Genomic DNA, 13063 nt, shown 5'->3' on the forward strand with positions numbered 1-13063 from the left:
CTCAGGCGCTCTGCAGTGCGCGCGTCACCATGTCGTTCGGCGCGAGGCGCAGCAGGTGCGGCAGCAGGCCGATCGCCTTGTCGCGCTCGCCCGCATGCAGCAACCCGTTCGCACAGGCCGACAGCGTGTCGGCCAGTTCCGGATGGTCGGGCGCCGTCTTCAGCAGGATGCGGCAGAGCTTGTCGGTGTCTTCGAACTGGCGGATGCGGGCAAAGCGGCGCGCGAGCCGGGCCATGTCCTCGGGCTTCAGCCGTGCGCCGGGCTTGGCCTGGTCGAGATAGGTCTTGTAGCTGGCGTGCTGCAGCGCCATCGTGCCCTCGTCGGTGGCGGGCAGGCGGAAGATGCGGCGGGCGGCCTGGTGGAAGTCGTCGCTCGCGGGCTGCAGCCGCGCGGTGTTGAACCAGGCGCGCAGCGTGTCGCTGTCGCCGGGGCGCAGCGCGGCGGCGGCGCGCCATTCGCCACACGCCTTGTCGAACTTCATCGCGGCGCCGAACTTCTGGGCCGCGGCCACATGCTCGCCGAAGCGGTCGGGCTCGGGTGCGGCGGCCGTCTCCGGCGCCTGCACCCGGCGCAGCAGCAGCGCGCCGGTCATCAATGCTGCACCGGTCAGCAGGCCGCCCAGGTGGGCCATGTAGGCGATGCCCTGGCCGCCCAGCCAATGCTGCATCAGCTCGTTGACGATCCATGCCGGCAGCAGCAGCAAGGCCGGCGCGGTGACGTAGTTGAAATAGAAGAACAGCTGGTAGAAGAAGCGGATGCGCTTGAGCCGGTACATCACCGCGTACATGCCCATCAACGCCGAGATGGCGCCCGAGGCGCCCAGCCCATAGCCGTCCTTGCCGGCATAAGCCCAGCCGGCCAGCGCCGAGGCGCCGACGGCGCCCAGCAGATAGAAGCTCAGGTAGGTGCCGCGTCCGAGCGCCAGCTCGACCGAGAAGCCGAACAGGAACAGGAACAGCATGTTGCCCAGCAGGTGGCCGGTGCTGCCATGCAGGAAGGCGGCGGTGATCCAGGTCCAGGGCTTGAACTCGGCGTCCTTGGTGTAGTCCTGCGACCAGCGCGCGGTGAAGGGCGTGGGCAGCATGGCCTCGTACTGCTGGCGGTCCCGCTTCCATTCGCCGTACTGCGGGTTGGTGGGCGTGATGATCCCGTCGGCTTGCAGCTTCGCCAGGAACTTCCTGTCGTTCTGCAGGCTTTCAAGAAGCTGGGGGTAGGTTTCCTCGTGCGGCAGCATCCGGCGAGCCAGCTTGCCGCGCTTGGGGTCCGTCTTTTCGAGCCATTCCACGAAAGGCGGCAGCTCGAGTTCGGGCAGAACGCTGTTCACGTAGTAGTGGGCGGCGCGCTCGCGTGCGTTCTCCTCGCTGCGCTGCGGCCCCCACCACACGATCATGTTCACGAGGATCAGCAGCACCGTCATCCACGGTGGATTGCGCCAGCTCGGTTTGTTCTCGAGCGGTATGGCGTAGAACACGGTGCCGCTTCGGTTGCGATCAGCCGAGGCGGGCGCGGTGGCGGACTACCTGCGCCTTCACCTGCGCGGGCGCGGTGCCACCCAGGATGTTGCGCGCGTTCAGCGAGCCGCGCAGGCTCAGCACGTCGTACACGTCCTTTTCGATGCTCGGGTTGAACTGCTGCAGCACGGACAGCGGCAGCTCGGCCAGGTCGACCTTGTGCGAGGTGGCGGCCTTCACGGCATGGGCCACGGTTTCGTGCGCGTCGCGGAAGGGCAGGCCCTTCTTCACGAGGTAGTCGGCCAGGTCGGTGGCGGTGGCGTAGCCGCGCAGCGCGGCGGCTTCCATCGCCTCGGGTTTCACGGTGATGCCGCCAATCATCTCGGCGAAGATGCGCAGTGTGTCCTTGAGCGTGTCGACGGTGTCGAACAGCGGCTCCTTGTCTTCCTGGTTGTCCTTGTTGTAGGCCAGCGGCTGGCCCTTCATCAGCGTGATGAGCGCCATCAGGTGGCCGACCACGCGGCCGGTCTTGCCGCGCGCCAGCTCGGGCACGTCGGGGTTCTTCTTCTGCGGCATGATCGACGAGCCCGTGGTGAAGCGGTCGGCGATGTTGATGAAGCCGAAGTTCTGGCTCATCCACAGGATCAGCTCTTCACTCATGCGGCTCACGTGCACCATGCACAGGCTGGCCGCAGCGGTGAATTCGATGGCGAAGTCGCGGTCGCTCACGGCGTCCAGGCTGTTCTGGCAGACGCCGTCCATGCCCAGCGTCTTGGCGACCAGCTCGCGGTCCAGCGGGTAGCTGGTGCCGGCCAGTGCGGCGGCGCCCAGCGGCAGGCGGTTGACGCGCCGGCGCACCTCGGCCACGCGTTCGGCGTCGCGGCTGAACATTTCCACGTACGCCAGCATGTGGTGGCCGAAGCTCACCGGCTGCGCCACCTGCAGGTGGGTGAAGCCCGGCAGGATCACGTCGACGTTTTTCTCGGCGATGTCCACCAGCGCCTTCTGCAGCTCGACCAGCAGGTCGCCGATGAGGTCGATCTCGCCGCGCAGCCACAGGCGCACGTCGGTGGCGACCTGGTCGTTGCGGCTGCGGCCGGTGTGCAGGCGCTTGCCGGCGTCGCCGACCAGCTGGGTCAGGCGGGCCTCGATGTTCAGGTGCACGTCTTCGAGGTCGAGCTTCCACTCGAAGGCGCCGGATTCGATCTCGGCGCGAATCTGCGCCATCCCGCGTTCGATCGCGGCGTGGTCCTGCACGCCGATGATGCCCTGCGCAGCCAGCATGCCGGCGTGGGCGAGCGAGCCCTGGATGTCGGCCTGCCACAGGCGCTTGTCGAAGAAGACGCTGGAGGTGTAGCGCTTCACCAGGTCGCTCATCGGTTCGGAGAACAGGGCCGACCAGGCTTCGGATTTCTTGTCGAGTTGGTTTTGGGTCATGGGAGCCGTCCAGGAGGCAATAATGGGTTGGTCACCCGATGTAACTGATGTCTGCGATGCGCAACCCGGCGATTTTATCGGCCAGCTCCACAACCACGCCCCCGCCATCGCCCGAAAGGGCGCGCGCGCCCTTGCGCGGCAGTCCGTCCATCTTCGACGCCTGCCAGATCGGGGTGGTGCTGCGCACCGTGGTGTTCGTCGAGGTGGTGGTGGCGATTGCGACCCTGTTCGTGGCGTCCACGCCCGGCGAATGGCTGGTGCAGGCGGCCACGGTCACGGGCGGGGCCCTGCCTGCCACGCTGCTGTGGCTGGTGAGCGCCTGCGGGCTCAAGAAGCCGCTGCAGCGCCTGCCGAAGCAATGGCAGTACGCGGCCGGCGCCGTGCTTGGCGCGGCGTCGGCGCTGTATGGCTGCGGCCTGTTGCGCCTCACGGGCGTGCTCTCCACCGCGCCCTGGCTGGCCAGCGCCCTGGCCGGCACCCTGTTCTCGGCGCTGGTGATGGCCGCGATGGTGCTGCGCGCGCGCGGCCAGACGCCCGCGGCGATGACGGCCCGGATCGAAGAGCTGCAGTCGCGCATCCGCCCGCATTTCCTGTTCAACACGCTCAACAGCGCCATCGCGCTGGTGCGCGAGGAGCCGGCCAAGGCCGAGACCATGCTCGAAGACCTGGCCGAGCTGTTCCGCCAGGCGCTGGCCGACCCGGGCGAATCGGGCACGCTGGCCGACGAGATCGCGCTGGCCGAGCGCTACCTCGCCATCGAGCAGGTGCGCTTCGGCGACCGCCTGCGCATCCGCTGGGACCTGGATGCCGCCGCCAGCAACGCGCGCCTGCCGCCGCTGCTGCTGCAGCCGCTGGTCGAGAACGCCATCAAGCACGGCGTGGAGCCCAGCCCCGAGGGCGCCAAGGTGCGCATCCGCACCGAGCGGCGCGGCGGCATGGTGGTGATCGAGGTGGTCAACAGCCTGCCGCCGCTGCGCTGGGCCGACGAGCCGCTGCCGCGCGGCCACGGCATTGCGCTGGCCAACGTGCGCGACCGTTTGCGGCTGCTGCACGACATGCAGATGCAGTTCAGCGCCGGCATGGACCAGAAAAATTACCGGGTTCGCATCGCCATTCCCGCCGAATCATGACGGATCAGGCTCGCCCCCTGCCGGGGGCAACACCTGCGGCCCGGCAAAGCCGGTTCCGCGGTGTTCACCGAAAGAGAAGAAGAGAGACTGCATGACCCTCAGGACACTGATCGTCGACGACGAAGCCCTGGCGCGTTCGCGCATGCGCACGCTGCTGCGCGACTGCACCTCGCCTGCCGCCGACGTGGTGGCCGAGGCCTCTCAGGGGGCCGAAGCGCAGCGGCATCTTGCTGCGCTGGCGCTCGACCTGGTGCTGCTCGACGTGCACATGCCCGGCGTCGACGGCATCGAGGTGGCGCGCGCACTGCGCAGCCGGCCCGACGCGCCGGCCGTGGTGTTCGTGACCGCGCATGCGAGCCATGCGGTGACGGCCTTCGATCTCGATGCGGTCGACTACCTGACCAAGCCCGTGCGCGCCGAGCGCCTGCAGCAGGCGCTGCAGAAGGCCGAGCGCTTCCTGAAGGAGCGCCGTGCACTGCAGGCCGAGGCCCAGGTACCCGAGACGGTGCTGATCCAGGACCGTGGCCGCGCCGAACGCGTGCCGCTGTCGGAGGTGCTCTACCTCAAGTCCGAATACAAGTACCTCACCGTGCGCACCGCCACGCGCAGTCACATCCTCGACGGTTCGCTCAACGAGTTCGAGGAGCGCTATCCGAACCGCTTCCTGCGCGTGCACCGCAATGCGCTGGTGGCGCGCTGGGCCATCCGCGCTTTGGAAAAGTACGACGATGGCGAGGACGCCGAAGGCTGGGCGCTGCGGCTCGACGCCATTCCCGAACCCGTGGCCGTGTCGCGCCGCCAACTTGCCGCGGTGCGCGAAGTGCTGAAGGAAACGCGATGAACGACGAGCAGAAGACCCCGGCCTCCGAAGAAAAGCCCGCACCCGCCGAAGCCTCCGCGGAGCCTCCGGCTGCCGCGCCTGCATCCGGGGCCGCGTCCGAACCCCCGCCCGAACCTTCGCCGGAGGAACTGCTCGCGCAGCCCGCGCCGACCGGGCGCGAACGCCTGGTGCTGGACATGCCGATCGACGTGCGCAGTGCCTCCCTGGTGCTGCTCGCGGTGCTGGCCACGGTCTTCACGCTGCAGTGGGCGAAGGCGGTCTTCATTCCGCTGATGCTGAGCCTGCTGCTGGCCTATGCGCTGTCGCCGCTGGTCGAGCGCCTGTATCGCTGGAAGCTGCCGCGCTGGATCGGCGCGGCGCTGATCCTCGCGGGCGTGTTCGGCGGAGTGGGCTGGACTGGCTACTCGCTCTCGGGCAATGCCTCGCAGCTGCTCGATGCACTGCCGGTCGCCGCGCAGAAGCTCGGGCAGGCGATGCGCAGGGACAGGAATGCCAGCGCCACGCCGCTCGAAAGCGTGCAGCAGGCCGCCGCCCAGCTCGAACGCGCCGCCGAGGAAAACTCGGCCCGCGTGGCGGCGCGCAAGGGCGTGGCGCGCGTCATCGTCGAACGGCCCAACTTCAACGTGCGCGACTACCTGCTGAGCGGCACCGTCGGGCTGCTCGGCGCCATGGGGCAGCTCACGCTGGTGGCCTTTCTCACCTACTTCGCGCTGTGCTCGGGCGACACCTTCCGGCGCAAGCTGATCAAGATCACGGGGCCGAGCCTGCAGAAGAAGAAAGTCACCGTGCATGTGCTCGACGACATCACGCGCAACATCGAGCGCTATCTGCTGGTGCAGATCTTCACGAGTGCGCTGGTCGGCCTCGCCACCGGCCTCTCGTTCTGGGCCATCGGCCTCGAGAACGCTGCCGTCTGGGGCATCGTCGCGGCGGTCACCAACCTCATTCCCTACATCGGCTCGGTGATCGTGCTTTCGGCGGCCGGACTCGTGGCCTTCCTGCAGTTCAACACGCTGCAGATGGGCCTGCTGGTGGCCGGCACCTCGCTGGTCATCCACACGCTGGTCGGCAACCTGCTCATGCCCTGGCTTACCAGCCGCACCAGCCGCATGAACCCGGTGGCGGTGTTCGTCGGGGTGATCTTCTGGGGCTGGCTCTGGGGTATCTGGGGGCTGCTGCTGGGGATTCCGATCACGATGGTGATCAAGTCGATCTGCGACCGGGTCGAGGACCTGCAGCCGGTCGGAGAGCTGCTGGGGGAGTAGGTCTGCGCACAGCAGTGCAAGCCAGCCGCTCCCCGGGCGCCGTCGTGTCGCTCAGCGCAAGGCGCGCTGCATCAACACGGTGTCCACCCACTGCCCGAACTTGAAGCCGACGTCGCGCAGCACGCCGACCCGATCGAAGCCCAGCTTTTCGTGCAGCCGCTGCGAGCCCATGTTCGCGCTGTTGCCGACGACCGCCACCATCTGCGTGAAGCCGCTGTCAGTGCAGCGGCGGATCACTTCGTGCAGCAGCGCCTTGCCGATGCCGTGGCCATGCATGCCGTGCGCGACGTAGATCGAGTCTTCCACCGTATGGCGGTATGCGGAGCGGGCGCGGTAGGCCGTGGCGTAGGCATAGCCGGCCACTTCGCCGCCGATCGTCGCCACGAGGTAGGGCAGGCCGCGAGCGGTTACGTCGGCACGGCGCGCCTGCATCAGCTCGATGGTGGGCACTTCTTCCTCGAAGGAGCAGAGGTCGTGCAGCACGTAGTGGCTGTAGATGGCCTGCACGGCGGCCATGTGGTGCGGTTCGGCGTCGAGGACTTCAACGGTGGTGGAAGCGATGGGTTGTGATGGCATGCCCCGATCTTGACGACCCACATTCGATAAGTGAAGCTTCGCCGAGATATGCAAGGCATGAGAAATACTTTGGACAAGTCGCTGAACCTCGACCAGCTCAGGTCCTTCGGGCTGGTGATCGAAACGGGCAGCTTTTCGGCGGCCGCCGAGCGGCTCGGGCTCTCGCAGCCGGCCGTGAGCCTGCAGGTCCGCCAACTGGAACGTCGCCTGGCGGTGCGGCTTGTCGAGCGTGTCGGCAAGCGCGCGAAGGCCACGCCCGCGGGTATGGAGTTGCTGCGCCACATGCCGCATATCGACGCCGCGGTGGAGAACGCGATCGATGCGCTGGCCGACCATGCGAGCGGCATCGCGGGCCGGGTGCGGCTGGGCACGGGCGCCACGGCCTGCCTGCATTTCCTGCCGGCCGTGCTGCGCGGCCTGCGCGAACGGTTTCCGGAACTCGGCGTGGTGGTGAGCACCGGCAACACGGAAGACCAGGCGCGCAAGGTGGAAGAGAACAGCCTCGACCTCGCGCTGGTCACGCTGCCGGTGGCGGGGCGTTCGCTGGCGGTGATGCCGGTGCTCGACGACGAGTTCGTCGCGATCGGTCGGGCGGACTTTGCGCCGCTCAAGGCGAGGGTGGCGCCGGGTGACCTGGGCGCGTTGCCGCTGGTGCTGTTCGAGCCCGGCGCCAACACGCGCAAGCTGGTCGACCGCTGGTTCGCCGCGCAGGGCCTGCATCCGCAGCCCGTGATGGAGCTGGGCAGCGTCGAGGCGATGAAGGAAATGGTGGCCGCGGGGCTGGGCCACGCCATCGTGCCCGGCATGTCGATGGCGGGCCGCGGCGCCCATCCCGAGCTGAAGACCAGCCGGTTGAATCCCCGCATGCACCGCACGCTGGCTGTGGTGATGCGGCGGGACAAGCCCGTCAGCAAGGCCTTGCGCGCGGTGCTCGATGCCATCGTGGCGGCCGGAAAGCCCGGCCGCCGCTAGCCAGGTTTTCGTTATTCGGGAATGGCGGCCAGCGCCGCGCCGCCGCGTGCCCGGCCCAGCGTGCCGACAATCAGCGCGGCGATCAGCACCAGCACGCCGCTCAGCACCATCGCGCTGGAGATGCCGAAGCTGTCGACCGTCACGCCGCCGATCAGCGCGCCCGAGGCGATCGCCACCTGGAAGCCGCTCACCAGCAGGGCCTGGCCGGCTTCGGGCGCGTCGGGCACCGCTTCCATCATCCAGCCGGTCAGCGCCACCGGGATGAGGCCGAAGGCCACGCCCCAGATCACGACCACCACTGCCCCGGGCACGAAGCCGGAGCCGATCACGGTCGTCAGCAGCAGCGCCGTCGCGAGCATCAGCGCCGCCAGCAGGGTGGTGCCGCGTACGCTGCGCGCCACCAGGCTGCCGCCGAGGAAGGTGCCGACGAAGCCCACCGCGCCGTACACGAGCAGCAGCGTCGACACCGAGTTGGGCGCCAGTCCGAACACCTGCTGCAGCAGCGGCTTCAGGTAGGTGTAGGCCGCGAAGTGGCCGGCGATGAAGAACAGCACCGCGAGCAGGCCGACCTGCGCCATGCGGCGCGTGAGCGGCGTCAGCAGGTCGCGCGCGCCGATGGCGCGCACCGGCGGAATCGATGGCAGCAGCCACAGCTGCACCAGCAGCACGAGCGCGGCGAGAGCACCGGTCACGGCGAACGAGGCGCGCCAGCCGAACAGCGTGCCGAGGAACGAGCCGGCCGGCACGCCGAGCACGGTGGCGGCCGACACGCCGGCGAGCACGTACGACATGGCCCGCGCCTGCGAGGCATGCGGCACCAGTTGCGTGGCGGCGGCGGGTGCGAAGGTCCAGAAGCCGCCGACGCACAAGCCGAGCAGCAGGCGCGCGACCAGCATGGTGGCGAAGTTGGGCGCGAAGGCGGCGAGCAGGTTCGAGGCGATCAGCAGCGTGGTGAGCGCGATCAGCACGGTGCGGCGGTCGAGCTTGCCCGAAGCGACGATCAGCGCCGGGCCGGCGAAGGCGGCCAGCACGCCGGGCATGGTGACCATCAGGCCGGCCGTGCCGTCGGACACGTTGAGCCCGCGCGCAATGTCGGTCAGCAGGCCGATGGGCATGAACTCGGTCGAGACCATGGCGAAGGTGCCGACGGCGATGGAGCCGACGGCAAGCCATGCGGAGCGGGAGGCCGAGGCCGGTGCGGGTGCCGCCGCGCTCGCGAGCTCGTCGATGCAGGGGTTGCTGCTGGGTGAATTCATCATGGAATGCGGTCCTTGGAAGCACCGGCGACGAACTCGCCGATGCTGGTGAAGAGGCATTCGAGTGTGCGAGCGGTCGCGTGCGCGACATAGGGGCCGGGAAGCAGTAGTCAGTTTCCCGAGGGCGAACAATCGGCCCTTTTTGATGGCTATCGCCATCCGCATGCCCGCTGGCGCGGCTCAGGTGAGCGTTGGCCGCAGCTGCAATATCCGGCCATCGGCGATGAACGAGTCGCCGATCAGCACGCGAAAGGCCGCACCCTGCGGAAACTTCGGTTGGGCAATGGCCGGCGAGAGAAACTCGATCTCCAGCGCCGCAGGCTTGCCGCGCTCCAGCGCATCGCCCGGCGGCACGACCCAGCGCGCCGAGAAACCTTCCTTGTCAATCACCAGCGCGCAGCGGTATTCGCCCGGCGCGATAGGAATGTCCTGCGAGGGCAGGGCCGGCTTGCGGAAGGTGAGCTCGGCGAGCACATGCGGCGCGAAGGCACCCAGCGTGTCGAAGCTCGGTGGCGCCACGGCCGCGGGCGGCGGCGCGCGGCGTGGCCGCTTGCTGATGAGCCACGCGATGACGTTGCCGATGATCGGCACCCACAGCACCATCAGCAGCGTGCCGATGTCGCGGGTGGTGGAGCCGGGTACTGCGTAGTGCCGCACGACGGCGCCGCCGATGGCCACGCACAACAGCACGGCGACGATGACCTTTCGGCGGAACTGGATCTTCGTGCTCATGCCTTGGGCGGTGCCGCTTCCGCAAAGGAGGGAATGTCGCAAGCGTGGTCCAGCCACGGCACTTCGTGCGAGGTCCAGATGTGCGCGCTTGGACGCTGGCCCGGGTCGTCGTCGAGCGAACCCAGGCGCAGGATCACCTGCGGCTGCGCCACCCATTCGGCCACGAGGTGCGTGCCGCAGCGGGTGCAGAAATGGCGCAGCTTGCCGGGCGTCGACTCGAACGAACCGATGGCGTCTTCGCCCGCGGTCCAGCGGAAGTCGGACCTGTCGACGCGAGCGGTCGTGGTGAATGCCGCGCTGTGCGCCTTGCGGCAGGTCGCGCAATGGCAGTGGGCGATGGGCCCGGCGAGGCGGGCGGCTTCGTACCGGACGGTGCCGCAGAGGCAGGAGCCTTTCATGGCGATCTCTCTTGGGTGTTGGGGCAGCGAGTCTATGCCCGCTTTCGCCTCTCCCCCGGATGCGTCATCCCGTGTTGCGCAGCCCCGCCGCCACCCCGTTGATCGAGATGTGGATGCCGCGCTGCAGCCGCTCGCCGCCGTCGCCCGCGCGGTAGCGCCGCATCAGCTCGACCTGCAGGTGATGCAGCGGATCGATGTAGGGGAAACGGTGGCGCACCGAGCGCTGCATCTCGGCGTTGCCTTCGAGCCGCTGCTTCGCGCCGGTGATGAGCGTGAGCGCATCCGACGTGCGGTGCCATTCGGCATCGATCATCGAGAACACCTTCTGGCGCAGCTTGCGGTCCGTAACCAGCTCGGCGTAGCGCGACGCCAGTGCGAGGTCGCTCTTGGCCAGCACCATGTCCATGTTCGACAGCAGCGTGCGGAAGAAGGGCCATTGCGCGTACATCCGCTGCAGCAGCGCCACGCGTTCCTTCTTGCCCGCGGCGGTGCCGGCGGCGGCCAGGAACTGTTCCACGCCCGAACCGAAACCGAACCAGCCCGGAATGGTCAGGCGGCACTGGCCCCAGCTGAAGCTCCACGGCACCGCGCGCAGGTCGTCGATCTTGTGGCTCGGGTTGCGCGACGCGGGGCGCGAACCGATGTTGAGTTCGGCGATCTCGCGGATCGGCGTGGAGCCGAAGAAGTAGTCGCCGAAGCCCGGGGTTTCGTACACCAGCTTGCGGTATGCGGCCATGCTCGCGGTCGAGAGTTCGCCGGCCGCCGAGAGGAAGGTGGCCGGCGCCAGCTTGCCCTGCGGCAGCAGCGTGGCTTCGAGCGTGGCGGCCACCAGCGTCTCGAGGTTGCGCCGGCCGATCTCGCGGTTGGCGTACTTAGAACCGATGACTTCGCCCTGCTCGGTGAGGCGGATCTGGCCGCGCACCGTGCCCGGCGGCTGCGCGAGGATCGCCTGGTAGCTCGGGCCGCCGCCGCGCCCCACCGTGCCGCCGCGGCCGTGGAACATGCGCAGGCGAATCGGGTTGGCCTTCTTCTTGTTCAGCTCGTCGAACAGCGACACCAGCGCGATGCCCGCGCGGTACAGCTCCCAGTTGCTTGTGAAGATGCCGCCGTCCTTGTTGCTGTCGCTGTAGCCGAGCATCACGTCCTGTTCGGCGCCCGAGCGTTCGATGAGCGCCTGGATGTTCGGCAGCGCGTAGAAGGCGCGCACGATGGGCGCGGCGTTGCGCAGGTCTTCGATGGTTTCGAACAGCGGCACCACGATCAGGTCGCACACCGCGTTGGTGGCCATTGCGCCGCGCAGCAGGCCCACTTCCTTCTGCAGCAGCAGCGCCTCGAGCAGGTCACTCACCGTCTCGGTGTGGCTGATGATGTAGTGGCGGATGGCCGCTGCGCCATAGCGCGCACGCGCGGTGCGGGCGGCGGCGAAGATGGCCAGCTCGCTCTTCGCGAGCGGCGAGTAGTCGGCGTCGGGCACGCGCAGCGGGCGGGCGTCGTCGAGCAGCTTGAGCAGCAGCGTCTGCTTGGCCTCTTCGGCCAGTGAGGCGTACGAAGGCTCGATGCGCGCGGTGGCCAGCAGCTCGGCGATCACGGCCTCGTGCTTGTCGGAGCTCTGGCGCAGGTCGACTGTGGCCAGGTGAAATCCGAACACCTCTACCGCACGAATCAGCGGCAGCAGGCGCGGCGCGGCGAGCACGGTGCCGTGCTTTTCTTCGAGCGACTCGGCCACGGTGCGCAGGTCGGCCAGGAACTCTTCGGCTGTGGCGTACGGGTTCTGCGGCGCGACGGCGTGGCGCGCGGCCTCGCCGCCAGTGAGCTCGCGCAGCGTGGCCGCGAGGCGCGCATACACGCCGGTGAGCGCACGGCGGTAGGGCTCGTCCTTGCGGTGTTCGCTCTTGTCGGGCGAGCGCTCGGCCAGCGCCTGCATCTCGACCGATACGTCGACCAGCGTGGCCGACAGCGACAGCTCGCTGCCGAGGTAGTGCACCTCGGTGAGGTAGTAGCGCAGCGCCAGTTCGCACTGGCGGCTCAGTGCGTATTCGAGCGTCTCGGCGGTGACGTTGGGGTTGCCGTCGCGGTCGCCGCCGATCCACTGGCCCATGCGCAGGAAGGGGGCGACCGAGGGTGTGTGGCCGCCCTGGGCCAGGGCCTTTTCGAGGTCGGCGTACACGCGCGGGATCTCGCGCAGGAAGGTGGCTTCGTAGTAGCTCAGCGCGTTCTCGATCTCGTCGGCCACGGTGAGCTTGGAAAAGCGCAGCAGGCGCGTCTGCCAGATCTGCGTGACGCGGATGCGCATCTGCGTTTCGTTCTCGGCGAATTCGAGTGGCGTGAGCGCGTCCTTTCCCCCGGCGTAGGCGCTCTGGCGCAGCTTGATCTCGTCGCGCGCGGTGAGCAGTTGCGCGATGGCGCGCTCGGCGTCGAGGATGCTCTTGCGCTGCACCTCGGTCGGATGCGCGGTGAGCACCGGCGAGACGTAGCTGTGGGCCAGCGAGGCAACGATTTCGTCGGGCTTCACGCCGGCCTTGCGGATGCGGGCGAGGGCGGTCTGCAGGTCGCCGTCGACGCTTTCGCCGGCGCGCTCGGTTTCGGTGCGGCGGCGGATCTGGTGACGGTCTTCCGCGAGGTTGGCCAGGTGGCTGAAGTAGGTGAAGGCGCGGATCACGCGCACCGTCTCGGCCGCGCTCAGGCCCTTGAGCAGGTTCTTCAACGCGCGGTCGGCGGCGTGGTCGGCATCGCGGCGAAAAGCCACGGACAAGGTGCGGATCTTCTCGACCAGCGCGTAAGTCTCGTCTCCCTCCTGCTCCCGGATCACGTCGCCGAGGATCCGGCCCAGCAGCCGGATGTCGTCGATCAACGGCTGGTCTTCGGCCTGGCGGCGCTTGGGGGGAGAAGGGGTCTTGCTGGCTTTCATTCGATGTTGGTCCTGGACTTCTTGAATGGATGCGCCGTCTGCGTTGCTGCGGCGCAACATGCTAGCATTCCAAGGGTTTGGAACACGTACTTTTGGA

12 protein-coding genes are annotated in these 13063 nt (G+C 68.5%); 4 read left to right on the forward strand and 8 right to left on the reverse strand.

Annotation, left to right across the window (positions count from 1 at the left end; translation table 11 throughout):
• Window position 1: 1 nt before the first annotated feature.
• The 3 genes from PMI12_RS06785 to PMI12_RS29650 are packed head-to-tail and all read right to left on the reverse strand — an operon-like array spanning window position 2 to window position 3075.
• Window positions 2-1471, reverse strand: a complete 1470-nt coding sequence (locus tag PMI12_RS06785) for a rhomboid family protein (protein WP_042672965.1) — start codon at window positions 1469-1471, stop codon at window positions 2-4.
• A gap of 19 nt (window positions 1472-1490) precedes the next feature.
• Entirely contained in the window at window positions 1491-2888 is a 1398-nt protein-coding gene (gene argH / locus PMI12_RS06790; RefSeq protein ID WP_007830443.1) for an argininosuccinate lyase, read from the reverse strand.
• A gap of 31 nt (window positions 2889-2919) precedes the next feature.
• Window positions 2920-3075 (reverse strand): hypothetical protein, encoded by a 156-nt coding sequence (locus tag PMI12_RS29650; protein WP_235507842.1) that lies wholly within the window; start codon window positions 3073-3075, stop codon window positions 2920-2922.
• On the opposite strand from PMI12_RS29650, the gene PMI12_RS06795 reads away from it, so the two are divergent.
• From PMI12_RS06795 to PMI12_RS06805, 3 genes are all read left to right on the forward strand, one after another.
• The gene (locus PMI12_RS06795) at window positions 3020-4018 is read left to right on the forward strand and encodes a sensor histidine kinase (RefSeq protein WP_007830444.1); all 999 of its coding nucleotides are present in this window, start codon (window positions 3020-3022) and stop codon (window positions 4016-4018) included. The two genes, PMI12_RS29650 and PMI12_RS06795, sit on opposite strands and share 56 nt — an antisense overlap.
• A gap of 91 nt (window positions 4019-4109) precedes the next feature.
• Window positions 4110-4859: a LytR/AlgR family response regulator transcription factor gene (locus PMI12_RS06800; protein WP_007830445.1), complete on the forward strand. Its 750-nt coding sequence runs from the start codon at window positions 4110-4112 to the stop codon at window positions 4857-4859.
• The gene (locus PMI12_RS06805) at window positions 4856-6124 is read left to right on the forward strand and encodes an AI-2E family transporter (protein WP_007830446.1); all 1269 of its coding nucleotides are present in this window, start codon (window positions 4856-4858) and stop codon (window positions 6122-6124) included. Before PMI12_RS06800 ends, PMI12_RS06805 begins: the two co-directional genes overlap by 4 nt.
• 51 nt (window positions 6125-6175) lie before the next feature.
• Here PMI12_RS06805 and PMI12_RS06810 read toward each other — a convergent pair whose 3' ends face one another.
• Window positions 6176-6700 carry a GNAT family N-acetyltransferase gene (locus PMI12_RS06810; RefSeq protein ID WP_042672967.1) on the reverse strand — a complete coding sequence of 175 codons (525 nt, stop codon included), beginning with the start codon at window positions 6698-6700 and terminating at the stop codon, window positions 6176-6178.
• 48 nt (window positions 6701-6748) lie between these two features.
• On the opposite strand from PMI12_RS06810, the gene PMI12_RS06815 reads away from it, so the two are divergent.
• Complete coding sequence (locus tag PMI12_RS06815; RefSeq protein WP_042672968.1) at window positions 6749-7672, forward strand: LysR family transcriptional regulator; 924 nt, start codon at window positions 6749-6751, stop codon at window positions 7670-7672.
• Between the two features lie 11 nt (window positions 7673-7683).
• Here PMI12_RS06815 and PMI12_RS06820 read toward each other — a convergent pair whose 3' ends face one another.
• The 4 genes from PMI12_RS06820 to ppc all read right to left on the reverse strand — a co-directional run bounded on the left by PMI12_RS06820 (window position 7684) and on the right by ppc (window position 12966).
• Complete coding sequence (locus PMI12_RS06820; protein WP_007830449.1) at window positions 7684-8931, reverse strand: MFS transporter; 1248 nt, start codon at window positions 8929-8931, stop codon at window positions 7684-7686.
• 177 nt (window positions 8932-9108) lie between these two features.
• Window positions 9109-9660 carry a hypothetical protein gene (locus PMI12_RS06825; RefSeq protein WP_007830450.1) on the reverse strand — a complete coding sequence of 184 codons (552 nt, stop codon included), beginning with the start codon at window positions 9658-9660 and terminating at the stop codon, window positions 9109-9111.
• Complete coding sequence (locus PMI12_RS06830; protein WP_007830451.1) at window positions 9657-10058, reverse strand: GFA family protein; 402 nt, start codon at window positions 10056-10058, stop codon at window positions 9657-9659. Before PMI12_RS06830 ends, PMI12_RS06825 begins: the two co-directional genes overlap by 4 nt.
• A 64-nt stretch (window positions 10059-10122) precedes the next feature.
• The gene (gene ppc / locus PMI12_RS06835; RefSeq protein WP_007830452.1) at window positions 10123-12966 is read right to left on the reverse strand and encodes a phosphoenolpyruvate carboxylase; all 2844 of its coding nucleotides are present in this window, start codon (window positions 12964-12966) and stop codon (window positions 10123-10125) included.
• Window positions 12967-13063 lie beyond the last annotated feature (97 nt).

This window comes from Variovorax sp. CF313 (assembly GCF_000282635.1).
Classification (GTDB): Bacteria; Pseudomonadota; Gammaproteobacteria; order Burkholderiales; family Burkholderiaceae_C; genus Variovorax.

What these genes read in the sequence shown, in the direction of transcription:
- argH (WP_007830443.1), bottom strand. Translation starts at nt 2,888, where the DNA reads ATGACCCAAAACCAACTCGACAAGAAATCCGAAGCCTGGTCGGCCCTG.
- PMI12_RS06800 (WP_007830445.1), top strand. Translation starts at nt 4,110, where the DNA reads ATGACCCTCAGGACACTGATCGTCGACGACGAAGCCCTGGCGCGTTCG.
- PMI12_RS06805 (WP_007830446.1), top strand. Translation starts at nt 4,856, where the DNA reads ATGAACGACGAGCAGAAGACCCCGGCCTCCGAAGAAAAGCCCGCACCC.
- PMI12_RS06810 (WP_042672967.1), bottom strand. Translation starts at nt 6,700, where the DNA reads ATGCCATCACAACCCATCGCTTCCACCACCGTTGAAGTCCTCGACGCC.
- PMI12_RS06815 (WP_042672968.1), top strand. Translation starts at nt 6,749, where the DNA reads ATGCAAGGCATGAGAAATACTTTGGACAAGTCGCTGAACCTCGACCAG.
- PMI12_RS06820 (WP_007830449.1), bottom strand. Translation starts at nt 8,931, where the DNA reads ATGATGAATTCACCCAGCAGCAACCCCTGCATCGACGAGCTCGCGAGC.
- PMI12_RS06825 (WP_007830450.1), bottom strand. Translation starts at nt 9,660, where the DNA reads ATGAGCACGAAGATCCAGTTCCGCCGAAAGGTCATCGTCGCCGTGCTG.
- PMI12_RS06830 (WP_007830451.1), bottom strand. Translation starts at nt 10,058, where the DNA reads ATGAAAGGCTCCTGCCTCTGCGGCACCGTCCGGTACGAAGCCGCCCGC.
- ppc (WP_007830452.1), bottom strand. Translation starts at nt 12,966, where the DNA reads ATGAAAGCCAGCAAGACCCCTTCTCCCCCCAAGCGCCGCCAGGCCGAA.